Origin of the sequence: Bernardetia sp. (genome assembly GCF_020630935.1) — a bacterium.
Lineage (GTDB): Bacteria > Bacteroidota > Bacteroidia > Cytophagales > Bernardetiaceae > Bernardetia.
Genome location: NZ_JAHDIG010000018.1, coordinates 50635 through 65580 on the forward strand (window position 1 = coordinate 50635; position 14946 = coordinate 65580).

General features: G+C 34.7%; 11 protein-coding genes. 3 read left to right on the forward strand and 8 right to left on the reverse strand.

Annotated features, from left to right (window positions below):
* The first annotated feature begins 135 nt into the window (after positions 1 to 135).
* Positions 136 to 2430, forward strand: a complete 2295-nt coding sequence (locus QZ659_RS07040; RefSeq protein WP_291724042.1) for a muramidase family protein — start codon at positions 136 to 138, stop codon at positions 2428 to 2430.
* 55 nt (positions 2431 to 2485) lie between these two features.
* On the opposite strand, the gene QZ659_RS07045 is transcribed toward QZ659_RS07040, so the two are convergent.
* The gene (locus QZ659_RS07045) at positions 2486 to 3268 is read right to left on the reverse strand and encodes a hypothetical protein (protein WP_291724046.1); all 783 of its coding nucleotides are present in this window, start codon (positions 3266 to 3268) and stop codon (positions 2486 to 2488) included.
* Positions 3269 to 3439: 171 nt separating this feature from the next.
* On the opposite strand from QZ659_RS07045, the gene lysS reads away from it, so the two are divergent.
* Positions 3440 to 5197, forward strand: coding sequence for a lysine--tRNA ligase (gene lysS / locus QZ659_RS07050; protein ID WP_291724049.1), 1758 nt, complete (start codon positions 3440 to 3442; stop codon positions 5195 to 5197).
* Positions 5198 to 5366: 169 nt separating this feature from the next.
* Positions 5367 to 5852: a nuclear transport factor 2 family protein gene (locus tag QZ659_RS07055; RefSeq protein WP_291724051.1), complete on the forward strand. Its 486-nt coding sequence runs from the start codon at positions 5367 to 5369 to the stop codon at positions 5850 to 5852.
* A gap of 12 nt (positions 5853 to 5864) precedes the next feature.
* Here the strand turns inward: QZ659_RS07055 and obgE are convergent, their stop codons facing one another.
* The 7 genes from obgE to lpxB all read right to left on the reverse strand — a co-directional run bounded on the left by obgE (position 5865) and on the right by lpxB (position 14795).
* Complete coding sequence (gene obgE, locus QZ659_RS07060) at positions 5865 to 6857, reverse strand: GTPase ObgE (protein WP_291724055.1); 993 nt, start codon at positions 6855 to 6857, stop codon at positions 5865 to 5867.
* A 493-nt stretch (positions 6858 to 7350) separates the two neighbouring features.
* Positions 7351 to 8406, reverse strand: a complete 1056-nt coding sequence (locus tag QZ659_RS07065) for a GDP-L-fucose synthase family protein (protein WP_291724057.1) — start codon at positions 8404 to 8406, stop codon at positions 7351 to 7353.
* A 194-nt stretch (positions 8407 to 8600) separates the two neighbouring features.
* Positions 8601 to 9713 (reverse strand): GDP-mannose 4,6-dehydratase, encoded by a 1113-nt coding sequence (gene gmd, locus QZ659_RS07070; RefSeq protein ID WP_291724060.1) that lies wholly within the window; start codon positions 9711 to 9713, stop codon positions 8601 to 8603.
* Between the two features lie 81 nt (positions 9714 to 9794).
* Positions 9795 to 11057 carry a TlpA disulfide reductase family protein gene (locus QZ659_RS07075; protein WP_291724062.1) on the reverse strand — a complete coding sequence of 421 codons (1263 nt, stop codon included), beginning with the start codon at positions 11055 to 11057 and terminating at the stop codon, positions 9795 to 9797.
* A 303-nt stretch (positions 11058 to 11360) separates the two neighbouring features.
* Positions 11361 to 12491, reverse strand: a complete 1131-nt coding sequence (gene ald, locus QZ659_RS07080; RefSeq protein WP_291724065.1) for an alanine dehydrogenase — start codon at positions 12489 to 12491, stop codon at positions 11361 to 11363.
* Between the two features lie 126 nt (positions 12492 to 12617).
* Positions 12618 to 13313, reverse strand: coding sequence for a TetR/AcrR family transcriptional regulator (locus tag QZ659_RS07085; protein ID WP_291724070.1), 696 nt, complete (start codon positions 13311 to 13313; stop codon positions 12618 to 12620).
* Positions 13314 to 13610: 297 nt separating this feature from the next.
* Positions 13611 to 14795 carry a lipid-A-disaccharide synthase gene (gene lpxB, locus QZ659_RS07090; RefSeq protein ID WP_291724073.1) on the reverse strand — a complete coding sequence of 395 codons (1185 nt, stop codon included), beginning with the start codon at positions 14793 to 14795 and terminating at the stop codon, positions 13611 to 13613.
* Positions 14796 to 14946 lie beyond the last annotated feature (151 nt).

Below are 14946 nucleotides of genomic sequence, written 5' to 3' on the forward strand. Positions count from 1 at the left end.
AATGGACTTACGTAGATTAGTGTCCTGTGGCGCACAAGACACAGTTTCAAATTTCACAAACCCTGCTCTGTTTGTCATAGAGCATCATGTTGCGTAAGTCCAGTTCATTAAATAAAACTATAAATTTTAAGTATTATGCCGTATTGTTTTTCAACATTTTTTTTAGAAAAGTCTAGTAAAATTGCTCTTTGTTTATTCTTACTGGCTTTGGTGGCTTTTCCTACTTTTTCTTGGGCATCTTCACCACTAGACACCACCTTAGTTATTGAAAAAGATATTTATCCAAAAATAACAAACAAACAAGAACGTCTGATTGAGGGAAAAAAATATACTTTTGCCACCATTAATGGGCGCAAAGGAATGGTTGCTCTTTCAGGAAACTTTTTAAGTGAGATGGCTCGTGCTGCTGGTATAGAAGTAGGCGATTTTTTAGACTGGAATGATATGAAGCCCACTGATGCCATCAAAACTGGACAAGTATATTATCTTGAAGACAAAGGAAAAAGAGCTGAAGATGTAGCCACACACGTACTTTTGCAAGACGAAACACTTTGGGACGTTTCTCAAAAATATGCTATGCAATATAAATATTTATTGAAATACAATCGTTTGGATGAAGACGATAAAGTAAAAGTAGGGCGAGTGCTTTGGATTCAGACCAAACGACCAAAAAAAGTGCCTGTTGAGGTCAGAGATGTTACCCCTATTGTAGCCAATTTTGAGGAAGATGATACAGAAACAGCAGCCGACCCAGAGCTTATGGCAGAATGGGAAGAACTCAAAAAAACTGAGCTTGCTGGAATAGACGATAATAAGGAAGACAAAACTACCTCTACTACTACTATTACTAAAGATGAGACTAAAAAAACAGACTCTGACGATGCTCCACAGCAAGGTTCTTTTGAAGAGTTTGAAAGCGAGACTGATAAAGAAGGCGTAGTTATAACAGAAAAGACTGATGATAAAAAAGAAGAAAAAACAGCCTCCAATGTGGTAAAATATCATACAGTAGCAGAAGCAGAAAGTCTTTACGATGTTTCTAAAAAATACAATGTCGTGATGTCAAAATTGAAAGAGTGGAATAATTTAGCAGACTACACCGTTTATACAGGACAAAAACTTATTGTCAGTCAGCCAGATTTGAGCAATGAAGATAAAGTATATAATGGAAGTTTGGTTACTGAAAAACCAGAAAAAAATAATACATCTTCTGAAAAGAAAGTAGTAGTAAAACAAAATACAGATGGTAACTTTGTTACCTTTATAGATTCTTCTGGTGTGCTTTTACCAACCCCTCAAGAAGATTTCCGTCCTGTTCAACCCACTATTTTAGATATAAAAAATGCAGATTATCATATCGTTGAAAAAGATGAAACACTTTGGTCTATTGCAAGAAAATACAACTTGAGTCCGAAAAAACTAATTCTTTGGAATGGATTTGTTACTGGAGATAATATTGATGTGGGAGATAAAATTGTCTTGAAAGAAAGCCTAGCACTTCCAGAAGGCTCAAGAAAAGAAGTAGAACAAAATTCTGGTTCATCTTCTACCAACAATACAAATACAGAAGGAAATACACAGTTTAAAGACCCAACACTCATAGACCCAGCTATTAGTAATGGTGTAGCTGATAGTGATAATTCTAGCCAAAGCAAAACAGATGCTTCAACTCTTAGTAGAGAAGATATTATTCAAGCAGGAGGAAATCCTGATAATGTTGGAAAAGAAGGTTATGATGAAATAGGAGTTCCCATTGCTGGCTATGATTTTTCTAACAACAAAGGTAACAAAGTAGATACAATGAAGACAAAAGTTGTAGAAACAGAAACCAAAGCAGAAATCTATGTCGTCAAGCCACAAGATGTATTGGGAAGAATTGCTCAAAAATACAGTACAACAACAAAGGAGCTACTGGAGTGGAATCCTAAACTACCAAAAACAGGAGCAATTAGGGTAGGAGATACACTTTTTGTATCTCCACCAAAGACAACACAAACTGTTACAGAAGAAACAAGTACACAACAGACAGCTACTGTCTATCCAGTAGAATACTATGGAGCAGGTTTTCATGCCGTACAGCCAAATGAAAACATCTATACCTTAGGAGACAAATACGGAATTCCAATAGCTCGCCTTATAGAATGGAATAACTTAGACAAAAACACAATAGACCTTCCTGTGGGAATGAAAATGATTGTCAATGAAGGTGTTTTGAAAATGGGAAGTGGTGGTAGCACTGCTCAAAATAGTGAAACTCAACAAACTGAAACAGTACAAATGAGCTATGTACATCACGTAGTAGAGAAGGGCGAAACACTTTTTTCCATTGCTAGAAAATACAACCTTTCTACAGCTCAAGTCAGAGAGTGGAACAATCGCCAAGGAGATTTGGTCTATGAAGGAGAAAAACTCATTGTAGGAATAAAATAAACTTTTTAAATTCTTTATAAAAAAAGCCTTCAAAAAATGAAGGCTTTTTTATGTGTTACTCTTGTTGTAACCAATGAAACTTTCCATCTTTCCAAAAGATAAAACCTCCTCCACAAGATTCAAGAGCGTGGACATAAATTGCATCATACTCTAACTTAACTCTTTCTTTTTTAGGCACTTCTTCAAAAGCTCTAAAACCGTCTTCATAATTTGACCAAAGAGTTTCTTGACTTTCCACTTTTAAAAATTCGCCTACCCAATTGTAGCTTTTCATATCAAAAGATGTATTCTTATTTTCTAAGAATATCACTTCAGAGGTATTATTTTCTTTGTGGTTTAAAAAAGCAATTCGTTTATTTTTTTCTAAATCTTCTAGTAACAAAACTCTATCTGAAATACCGTCGCCGAAAAAGTCTCCTTGCAAACAAAAAACGCTGTTCTGAACATTTATTTTGTATTTTTCTATATCTATTTCATTCTTCATTTGCTCTGTTAGTAAACTCACAAAATCACTTTCCTTCTTCAAAAAACCACTAAACACATATCCTTTGATTATACGTGAAGGCAGGCTTATCGATGCATTGGAAACTGGGGTTACCTCTACCCAAGTCCACACGCCATTTATTGTCTTCCCTGTTTCCATGATAGAATATGACTTATCTGTATTTTTTATCTTCTTTATACGTGTACCAAACTCAAACTTGCCTATTACTCTTGCAGAGTCGCTTGGAAATTTTCGAATTAACAAACCATTTGGAGCAGAAACAAAATAGTCTTGACTGGCAAAACAGAAATTTAAAGCAAAAAAAGACAAGATAAAAAAGAAAATAGTTTTCATTATGAAATAAAAGTAAATTTGAAATTTGATTTTAAAAAAATTGTAGAATACTGTCCAAAAAATTTGTATTTTTGAAACTTATTTTCAAAATAAGACTTTTTCAACTATCTATCAAAATATAAACTAGAGACTTTAAGAGTTTCTAAAAACCTTGAGTTTTAAAGGAAAAATATGCAACCATTACTTAGCGAACAAGAAATTCTGCGCCGTCAGAAAAGAGAACAACTCATTCAATTAGGAATAGAGCCTTATCCTGCTGCACTTTATGACTACACTCATACAGCCAAACAGATAAAAGACACTTTTCCAGAAGACAAACCAGAAGGAGAAGAAAACTTTGATGACTATAAAGAAATTTCTATTGCAGGTCGCTTAATGACACACCGTGTACAAGGTTCGGCAGCATTTGCAGATATTGAAGATAGTACAGGACGTTTGCAAGTATATTTTCGTAGAGATGATATTTGTCCAGATGAAGACAAGACTATGTATAATACAGTCTTCAAAAAACTTTTAGATATTGGAGATATTATTGGTGTAAAAGGATATATTTTTCGCACAAATGTAGGCGAAATTACACTCCACGCTACTGAATTTACCGTCTTGACAAAATCTCTTCATCCATTGCCTGTTGTAAGACGAGTAGAAAATGAAGATGGTACTGTTAAAACATACGATGCTTTTACAAATCCAGAACAGCGTTATCGTCAGCGTTATGTAGATATGATTGTAAATCCAGAAGTAAGAGACGTTTTCAAAAAACGTTCTCAACTTATGGGCGTAATGCGTGAATATCTGAATGATAAAGGATATTTGGAAGTAGAAACACCAATTTTACAGCCTATTTATGGTGGGGCAGCAGCTCGTCCGTTCAAAACACATCACAATACGCTAGATATGACACTTTATTTGCGTATTGCCAATGAGCTATACCTTAAAAGATTAATTGTAGGTGGTTATGACGGAGTATATGAGTTTGCAAAAGACTTCAGAAATGAAGGAATGAGCCGTTTTCATAATCCAGAATTTACTCAAATTGAACTCTATGTAGCGTACAAAGACTATGAGTGGATGATGAATTTGGTAGAAGAAATGGTAGAAAAAGTTGCTCTCAAACTTCACAATTCAACAGAAGTACAAGTAGGAGAAAATAAAATCAATTTTGCTCGTCCGTGGAAACGCTACACGATGTATGAAGCTATCGAACACTTCACTGGTGTTGATATTTCTGAAATGAATGAAGAGGAAATGCGTAAGGCTGCCCTTCAACTTGGTGTTGAGATAGACGACACGATGGGAAGAGGAAAACTTATCGACGAGATTTTTGGAGAGCATTGTGAGCCAAAACTTATCCAACCAACATTTATTACAGATTATCCTGTAGAAATGTCGCCACTTGCTAAAAAGCATAGAGACAAAGAAGGTTTGGTAGAGCGTTTTGAGGCAATTTGTAATGGAAAAGAAATTTGTAATGCCTTCTCTGAACTCAACGACCCTATCGACCAAAGAAAACGTTTTGAAGAACAGTTAGAACTTGGCAAGCGTGGCGATGAGGAAGCGATGGTATTAGATGAAGATTTCCTAAACGCACTTGAATATGGAATGCCTCCAACAGCAGGACTAGGAATAGGCATTGACCGTCTTTCTATGATTATGACGAATCAAGATTCTATTCAAGATGTATTGTTCTTTCCTCAGATGCGTCCGAAAAAACAACCAAAATATGCTTCTGAACAAGATTATGAAGAATTAGGTATTCGTTCGGAGCTTATTCCAATCATTCAAAAACTAGGTTTCCTTACTATTGAAGGCTTAAAAGAAGCTATTCCATCAAAACTTTTCAATGATATGTGTGGAATGCGCAAGAAGATGAAACTAAAAGAAGTAAAAAATCCAACGAAAGAAGAAGTGGAAGGTTGGTTGAAATAATGAGTAAGTTATCGTCGGTGGAGACACCGACAATGGCAGAATAAAAATATGTGTAGGTCAAAGGCTAGCCTTTGACCTATTTTTATAAAACCTCCCCTCCAAATACTGTAATTTTTTATCTTATCTAACTACCTATTGAAATAAAGTCTAAAAAATCATTTACGTAGTTATGTTATTTTATAAAAAATTTATTCTCAGTTTTATTTTTGTCGTCTTTTTAGGAAGTACTGTCATAGCACAAAGCCCAATAGATTCACTTTCAGAAACAGATAAAGAAGTAATTTTACCTATCGAACAACTTTTTGAAGGAATGCTAAAAGGCGATAGTAGCCTTATCCGACAAGCATTTTATGAAAATGCAAATCTCAAAACGGTTATTAAAGACAAAAATGACAACATAGTTTTGAGAGTAGATTCTTTAGAAAACTTACTAAACGCTGTAGCTACTCCTCACGAAAAACCGTACAGAGAAAAAATATTGAGCTATGAAATTAAGACAGATGAAAACTTAGCACAGGTTTGGACACCCTACAAATTTTACGTAGGCGAAACATTTAGCCATTGTGGAGCAAATGCGTTTCACCTAATAAAAACAAAAGAGGGTTGGAAAATTATAAGTATCACAGATACTCGCCATAGAGAAGGGTGTGAATAGAATATTAAGACACTACCTTTGCAAATTCTCCCAAATTTTATCTTTCAATATATCTAAATTAGCCTGTGTAACTGCTGAGATAAAAAGGTGAGGAATGTCTTTTGGCAAATCAGGTTCTAGCATAGACTTTAACTCATCGTCTATCAAATCCATTTTTGAAATAGCTAAAAAGCGTTTTTTATCTAACAATTCTGGATTGTATTTTTCTAGCTCACCTACCAAAATATCATACTCTTCTTTGATATTTTTTGCATCTGCCGAAATGACAAACAAAAGCATAGAATTTCTCTCAATATGTCTCAAAAAACGCACTCCTAAGCCTTTTCCTTCTGCTGCTCCTTCAATAATCCCTGGAATATCTGCTACCACAAACGAACGGTGGTCTCGGTAAGGAACTACTCCCAAATTAGGAACAAGCGTAGTAAAAGCATAATTTGCAATTTTTGGCTTGGCTGCCGAAATCACAGAAAGCAGTGTTGATTTTCCTGCATTTGGAAAGCCTACCAAACCCACATCTGCCAAAACCTTTAGTTCTAGCGTAAACCAACCTTCTGTAAAAGGCTCTCCTGGTTGAGAATATTCAGGAGCTTGATTGATAGAATTGCGAAAATGAAAATTGCCTAAACCTCCTCGTCCTCCGTGTAGAATGATAACTTCTTGTCCGTCTTCCAATACTTCGGCTACTTTTTCTCCTGTTTCGGCATCTTTTACAACTGTTCCCAACGGAACTTCTAAAATAGTGTCTTCGCCTTGTTTTCCATAACTTTTCTGTCCACTTCCGTTTTCTCCATCTTGTGCAAAAACGTGTTTTTGGTAGCGCAAATGTAGAAGTGTCCAAAGTTGAGCATTAGCACGAAGAATAATATGACCTCCACGTCCACCATCTCCACCATCAGGACCTCCTAGTGGAACGTGTTTTTCTCTGCGAAAATGTGTAGAACCAGCACCACCTTTGCCAGAACGAAGAAATAATTTTACGTAATCTATGAAGTTAGGAGAATCCAAAGTGTTTTTCAGTTAGCAGTTATCATTTAGCAATTACCGATTAAGAGCAATCAGTAAGCTAGTATTTGTATCAATTTGCAAAGATAGGAATTTTTTTAGTTCTGATGCTAACAAAAGGCATTTACACATTAGTCTATATTTACAAAGCTACTAACGTAATGTCATTACGCTGTTTTTCTATTTTTGGTTTGCTATACGAGACTGAGCTTCATTTCCAATTAGTTCATTCCAATAGAAGGCAGTAACGACATAAGTGATTTTGGTAAGTACTCGGACATATTTAGTTTACACTGTTCTTTATTGTAAAAATACTGCGCTGTGTGTCACAGAGCAGAGGTAAAGTTGTCTTACTGTTACATTAAATGTAAATTATTTGTGTCCGACTACTTATAACTAATGGTTTATATTTTAGAAACAAGAATTCAAAACAAAAAAATGCTAGACTCTTAATAGAATCTAGCATTTTGAATTATATTTTCTGATAAGTTCAGAATCAAGCAATAATATCTGTAAGTACATTCTGATACACCTTCTTAACTCCTTCCTCTAATGAAATTTTGTATTTCCAACCTAAAGAAGTGAGTTTATCTACACTCATTAATTTTCTTGGTGTTCCGTCTGGCTTAGAAGTATCAAAAACAAGTTCACCCTCAAAACCAACTGTTTGCTTGACAAGCAAAGCCAAATCTTTAATGCTCAAATCTTCCCCTGTACCTATATTTACAAGGCTTGAATCATCATAATTGTGCATTAGATAGATACAGGCTTCTGCCAAGTCATCAGCATGGAGAAATTCTCTTTTTGGAGAACCAGTACCCCAAACTTCTACTTCAATATTTTTTCCGTCTTTAGACTTTCGAATACCGTATTTATTCAAGACTTCCAAAATTTCTCCTTCTGAAAGCTCACTCATATCTTTTCCTTCCACCAAAAAATGGCGCAGATTATTTCTGATGCCTTCCCAGTTGTTTTGTTCCAAGCATTTTCCTAGATGAAATTTTCGGATAAGCGCAGGTAAGACGTGAGAATTCATCAAATCATAGTTATCACCTTCTCCATATAGGTTTGTAGGCATTACAGAGATAAAATTGCAATCGTACTGACTTCTATACGCTTCGCAAAGTTTTATACCAGCAATTTTTGCAATCGCATACGGCTCATTAGTCGGTTCTAAAAGTCCTGTCAAGAGATATTCTTCTTTGAGAGGCTGTGGCGCAAGTTTTGGATAGATACACGAAGAACCCAAAAACATGAGTTTTTTTACGTTTGTTCTTCGTGCAGCTTCAATGATATTACATTCCATCATTAAATTATCGTAGATAAATTCTCCACGATACGTATTATTTGCCCAAATGCCACCTACTTTAGCTGCTGCCAAAAATACCCAATCTGGTTTTTCTTGCTCAAAAAAATCATTGACAGCCTGCTGGTTGCGAAGGTCAAGCTCTTTTGAAGTACGAGTAACAAAGTTAGAATACCCCTGCTTTTCAAGTTCCTTTTTGATGGCTGAACCTACCATTCCACGGTGTCCTGCGATGTATATTTTCATTTTATCTTAATGATTAGTGATTAATGTTTAGTGATTAATGTAAATACAATAATAATTAAACATCAATCACTTTAAACTTGTGCCAAGAGTAAAGCAATATTATCTGTAAGTTCTGCAAATACAGTAATGTACTAATGAAAATTAACACTGTATTTTACTGATTACTGGTAACTGTTTACTGCTAACTGAAAAATCTACTCATAATAATTCATCGTTCTATGTCCTCCTTCTTGAAGATATTTATCTTTCTTAAAGAGTTCTACATCCGAACGAACCATATCTGTAACTAATGCTTTCAAATCATATTTTGGTTTCCAACCCAATTTTTGTTGAGCTTTGGTAGCATCTCCAATGAGTAAATCTACTTCTGTTGGACGGAAATAACGAGCATCAACAGCAATTACTTCTGTACCTTCTTCAATCTGATAGTCTGGATTTGAACAAGATTTTACAATGCCTTTTTCTTCCTCGTTTTCGCCTACAAATTCAAGCTCAATACCCAATTCTCCAAAAGCAAGCCTACAAAAATCTCTTACTGTTGTAGTAATACCCGTAGCAATAACAAAATCTTCTGCCTTTTCTTGTTGTAGAATCAAATACATTGCCTCTACATAGTCTTTTGCGTGTCCCCAATCTCGTTTTGCATTTAGGTTTCCTAAATACACTTTGTCTTGCAAACCAAGCGCAATTCTTGCCGTAGCACGAGTAATTTTACGAGTTACAAAAGTTTCCCCACGAATTGGGCTTTCGTGGTTGAATAAAACTCCATTACAAGCATACATTCCGTAGGCTTCTCTATAGTTTACTGTAATCCAAAAACCATACATTTTAGCTACTGCATACGGCGAACGAGGATAAAATGGCGTTTTTTCAGATTGTGGAACTTCCTGTACCAAACCATAGAGCTCGGAAGTAGAGGCTTGATAAATACGAGTTTTTTCTGTCAAATTCAAAATACGAACTGCTTCCAAAATACGAAGTGTTCCCATTGCATCTACATTAGCAACATATTCAGGCATATCAAAACTTACTTTCACATGCGACATTGCACCCAAGTTATAAATTTCGTCTGGCTGAACTTCTTGAATAATGCGAATAAGGTTGGTAGAATCTGTCAAGTCGCCATAATGCAACTTAAAACGATAATTATCAACGTGTGGGTCTTGATACAGATGGTCAATTCTGTCGGTATTGAAAAGTGAACTTCTGCGTTTGATACCGTGAACTTCGTATCCTTTGTTTAGAAGAAGTTGCGCCATATATGCGCCATCTTGTCCAGTGATTCCTGTAATGAGTGCTTTTTTCATTCTAAAATGTTAATGTCTTATTTTTTTCAGTTTTGAAGGTTTACAAAAATAGTAAAATATTGGTGTTAAGGAGATTTTTTATTACTCACTCAAAAGCATTTCAACAAAATTTGTAGTCTCTTCTACATAATTGTCGTAATATTCTCCTGTTCCTTTTCCAGAAAAACCTGTGTGTATTTTTCTTACTTTTCCAGCTTTGTCTATAAAAATTGTAGTTGGAAACGACATCACATGATTTAGCATAGGCAAAGTTTCGGCAGCAAAATCTTTGTCTGCACGTCCAGCAAAAAGAATTTCATACTCTACATTCAAACGCTTATTCATTCTTTCCAAACGTTTCTTTGCTTCTTCAAAATCTTCAGTTTGCTCGTAAGCTAGTCCGATGATTTCTAATCCTTTTGGATGGTATGCTTTGTAGAGTTCTGTTAGGAAATTAGTTTCATCCATGCAATTTGGACACCAAGAACCCAAAAGCTGAACAATTTTTACTTTTCCGTCGTATTTTGGAGCATTCAAAGAAACTGATTTGCCCTCTAGGTTTGGAAACTCAAAAGTGATTGTTTCATACCCTTCTTTCAAATAAGTAAGTGTATCAGCCTTTGGAAGTGTAAAACTTTCATTACGAGTAGCTACAAAATCTCTAGGTTGTGCCTTGCCAGACCAAAATTTTCCTTTGAGTGTATTTTCATCTTCTGCTTTAGCCACAAACAAAAATGCATGTGAGCCATCAAAACAAGATAAGTATAAAGAATCACCTGCGACACTTCCAAAAAGATAGCGATAATCGCCTGTCGAAGTCAAAAATGTTCCTTTCAAATTTCCTTTTACGTCTGTGTTTTCTACTTTTTCAAAAACACCTAATGCTTGACTAGAATCTACGCCAGACACAAAATAAGTTTCCCACTTTCCTGCTAAATCAAATTTTGGTTCTTGCTGCGCATCAAAACGAGTTTTTGTATTTGGAGTAGCCGAAAAATCTAATGAGCTAGAGTTAGTAAAGCTTCTACGATTCCATTTTCCTGTCATTGTATTAGCCACAGGATTCCATACTGCTACTATTTCTCCCTCAAAAATGTGCATTGGAATAGTATAGGTAGTTCCTTCTTTTGTTACCTCATCTAAAATGATTTTTTCTTCTCCGTTGAGTAATGTAAAAGTAGGGATAGTATCATTTTGAGTATAATTAACTTCAAAATTGAAAGGTAAAACTGCACCCTCTTGCTGAAGTGTCCCTTTCCAAATTCCAGTAGGAAGTTTCATAGTAGCTGTGTCTTTAGTATCTGTACAACTAGAAAAAAATAGAATAGATGAGAGAAATAAACATAAATAGATGACTTTTTTCATGGCTTATTGGTCGTGTTGAAACGTTTGGTTTGAATATCAAGATAAATAAAAACAGAGAACTGCTTTTCAAAAAAAAACAGTTCTGCTAAAGTTTCATTACACATTCAGTTTTTAGGACAAAGAATGTATAAAATCTTGCACAAGTGTAAAATGCGCAAGCAACAAATATCGTAAATTTTAAGATATAATATACTTAGAATCTCTATTTGTCTATTCAAAATACGTTTAAACATAATAAAAAACCTCTTTAGAAAATAGTTTTCTAAAGAGGTTGGAGCATTTTATATAAATGCAAAGTATAGATTAGTGAGTCATCTCTCTTTCCAAAACAGTGTTCACATCTACGTAAGGCAGATCAAATGCTTCTGCTACGCCTTCATAAACTACATCACCTTTTACGATATTGAGTCCTAATAGAAGCTCTTTGTTTTCTTTACATGCTCTTTCCCATCCTTTGTTAGCAAGCTGAATAGCATAAGGGAAAGTTGCGTTTGTTAGTCCAACTGTTGAAGTGTAAGGCACTGCTCCTGGCATATTGGCTACAGAATAATGCACCACATCATCAATAATATAAATAGGCTCACGGTGAGTTGTTGGCTTTGTAGTTTCAAAACATCCTCCTTGATCAACAGCTACATCTACAAGTACAGTACCTGGGCGCATAAGTTTGAGCATCTCACGAGTAACTAAACGTGGAGCTTTTCTTCCTGGAATCAATACTGCACCAACAATCAAATCAGATTCTTGTACAGCTTGCTCAATGTTGTATTGATTCGACATAATTGTTGTTACGTTTTCAGCCATAACATCATCTAGGTAACGCATACGAGGCAAACTAATATCCATAATGGTAACATCTGCTCCCAAACCAGCCGCCATTTTTGCTGCTTGTGTTCCTACAATTCCACCACCCAAAACAAGTACTTTTGCTGGCTGTACTCCTGGGATTCCTCCTAAAAGAATACCACGTCCTTTTACTGGCTTTTCTAAATATTTTGCACCTTGCTGAATTGCCATACGCCCTGCTACTTCCGACATCGGAATCAAAAGAGGTAAAGAACCACCAGCTTCTTCTACTGTTTCATAAGCAATACAAATCGCTTTTGATTCTATCATAGCTTTTGTGAGAGGCTCTGAAGAAGCAAAATGGAAGTAAGTAAAGACTACTTGATTCTCTCTGATAAGTTTGTATTCTGGCTCAATCGGCTCTTTTACCTTCATTATCATATCTGCAATCGCATATACATCTTCAATGGTAGGTAATATTTTTCCTCCAACGCTTTCATACATTTCGTCTGGAAAGCCACTTCCAACTCCTGCACCTTTTTGAATATAAACTGTATGTCCGTGGTGAATAAGCTCGGCTACACCACCTACTGTAAGGGCAACACGACTCTCGTCGGTCTTGATTTCCATTGGAACACCAATAATCATAAATCGCTGTGTTTTATAAATGTGTTGTAATAAAATTTTATTTTTTTCTAATCTATCGCAAAGATAATTTTTTGATAGCAAATAACACACTTTTTCACAACTTATTATGTTACGAAAAGTAATAGATTATTTTGAGCGTTCTACCTTCAAAGCATTAAAAACCAAATCAGTCAAAAACTCTATTAGCGTTTTTTCATTATCATCTCCTCTTACTTCTGTGAGAGAAGGAAAATGCTTGGCAAAATAACTTTGTTGGTGTGAGCTTTCCATAATAATAGAAACAAGCGCATTAGGATATTTATAATTCGGTTTGAGCTTTAAAATCATATCAGCTACTCGGTGAGTCAGCCTTTTATAACTGGCAAAATAGCCTTCTTTATTATCACTATCCACTTCCTTGGTAAGATATGCCTTTGCCGATTCGGAAACTACAATTCTATGCAAAGCCTTTGCATCTATGCTATCATACTGGTTATCAATCTCAAGTGGTTTTGCAAGCGTTGCAAGGGCAGTTTCTAATACTTTTTCAGCACATTCTAAATTGCTAGTTTGAAATACAAGTTGATATTCCATCCAGTTCCAATACCAAGACACTAAGTAAATAAGCAGTTTGTGTTTATTTTCAAAATAACGATAGACAGAGGCTTCTGTAGAACCTATTTCCTTTGCTAATTTTTTAAATGTGAAATTTTCTAATCCTATTTCATCAATGAGTAATGTACTTTGGCGTACTATTTTCCTTCCAAGTGGAGAGCTTTCTGGGTCTTTTAGATAAACTCGTTCGTTTATTTTTATCTGTATTTTTGAGAGTAGAGTTTTCAATATATTTTATTGTGTTACTTATATAGTTGGGGGAAGTAAATATTTTCTTGGTAATAAAAGTTATCACGTTTTTTACAAGTCTGACTGTTAGTAATTTAGCAAAAATAATGTCTATTTCTCCATAGGCTTGAGTTAGCAAATCCAAGCCTATGGAGAAATGAACTTTACAAAATTAACCGTGATAAGATTTAATAGTAATATTTGTGTATTAAACAAACTTACAAAATTTCATTCTAATTTGAAATTAATATAATTTAGCTTTTAAAATACGACAAAATATATCTGACTACTGAAAATTTATAAGATTTCTTTTATCTTTTTTGCTGTGCGAATAGAAACTCCTTCTGTTTGAATCTGATGTTGAAGATTTTTATATTCATTTTTTACAAGAATATGTCTTTCACTATTTTCATCTAAAAGTAGCCTTAGCTCCTCGCTAACTTTTTCTACGGTAGCATCGTGCTGTAAAAGTTCCTTTACCACTTCCTTGTTGGCTATCAGATTGACAAGCGACACCCATTTTACTTTAATGACCAACTTTGCTATCTGATACGTAATGGCATTTACTTTATAGACTACTACTTGTGGAACTTGAAAAAGTGCTGTTTCTAACGTAGCTGTTCCAGAGGCTACAATGGCAGCATCTGCATGTGAGAGTAAATCATAAGTTTGTTCAAAAATTAGTTGTATTCCATTGTTTTTTGCTTCGTCGTACAAACTTTCCTCTAAACTAGAAACTCCTGCCAAAACGAATTTGTAATCTATACTTTTATCTGTTCTAAACTTCTTAACTACTTCTATCATCAGAGGCAACAAAGACTTTACTTCTTGCTTTCTACTGCCTGCTAAAAGTGCTATTATTTTTTGAGTAGAATTTGTAGAAGAATTATTTACTTTGCCTTTCAGATTATTTTCTATTAAAAAATTACTATTAGGCGTATAGTTTTCTATAGCATCAAAAAGTGGATTGCCAACATAAGTTATTCTATCAAAATCAAACTTTTTATAGAAATCAATTTCAAAAGGCAGAATAGAAAACATATAATCAATATTTCTTTTGATTTGCTTTGCTCTTGATTGATTCCACGCCCAAAGCTTGGGAGAGATGTAATAGAATAGTTTTGGAGTTTTTGTAGTTGATGAAGTAGTTTTTTTTGAATAATAATTTCTCAAATATTTTGCAATACGAAGATTAAATCCAGGATAATCTACAAAAATGACGGCATCTGGGCGAAACTCTAAAATATCTTTCTTACAAAAAGAGAGTAGTTTTTGTATAGTACCTAAGTTTTGAATCACTTCAAAAAAACCCATAAATGCCGTTTCTCGGTAGTGTTTGGCAAGTATTACTCCGTTTTTTTCCATCAAATCGCCTCCAAATCCTCTAAAAATAGCTGATGGATATTCCTTTTTTAACGCTTCGACTAAATTTGAAGCGTGTAAATCACCAGACTTTTCACCAGCAATAATATAAAAACGCATTTATTTTAATTTGTAATTGATTCAACCATAAACGAGAGATTGAGTCGTCATTTAGGATAAATAAAAACAAAATTAGACATTTTTCTGTAAAAAGTTTCTCAGTCCTCTGACAAAAGATTTTGAAAAAGTTTAAAAAAAAGCCATAATTGAG

Bases quoted from the DNA above. Each gene is read 5' to 3' on its own strand.
- QZ659_RS07065 (WP_291724057.1), bottom strand. From the start codon at position 8,406: ATGAAAATATACATCGCAGGACACCGTGGAATGGTAGGTTCAGCCATC.
- lysS (WP_291724049.1), top strand. From the start codon at position 3,440: ATGCAACCATTACTTAGCGAACAAGAAATTCTGCGCCGTCAGAAAAGA.
- QZ659_RS07055 (WP_291724051.1), top strand. From the start codon at position 5,367: ATGTTATTTTATAAAAAATTTATTCTCAGTTTTATTTTTGTCGTCTTT.
- lpxB (WP_291724073.1), bottom strand. From the start codon at position 14,795: ATGCGTTTTTATATTATTGCTGGTGAAAAGTCTGGTGATTTACACGCT.
- QZ659_RS07075 (WP_291724062.1), bottom strand. From the start codon at position 11,057: ATGAAAAAAGTCATCTATTTATGTTTATTTCTCTCATCTATTCTATTT.
- ald (WP_291724065.1), bottom strand. From the start codon at position 12,491: ATGATTATTGGTGTTCCAATGGAAATCAAGACCGACGAGAGTCGTGTT.
- QZ659_RS07045 (WP_291724046.1), bottom strand. From the start codon at position 3,268: ATGAAAACTATTTTCTTTTTTATCTTGTCTTTTTTTGCTTTAAATTTC.
- gmd (WP_291724060.1), bottom strand. From the start codon at position 9,713: ATGAAAAAAGCACTCATTACAGGAATCACTGGACAAGATGGCGCATAT.
- QZ659_RS07040 (WP_291724042.1), top strand. From the start codon at position 136: ATGCCGTATTGTTTTTCAACATTTTTTTTAGAAAAGTCTAGTAAAATT.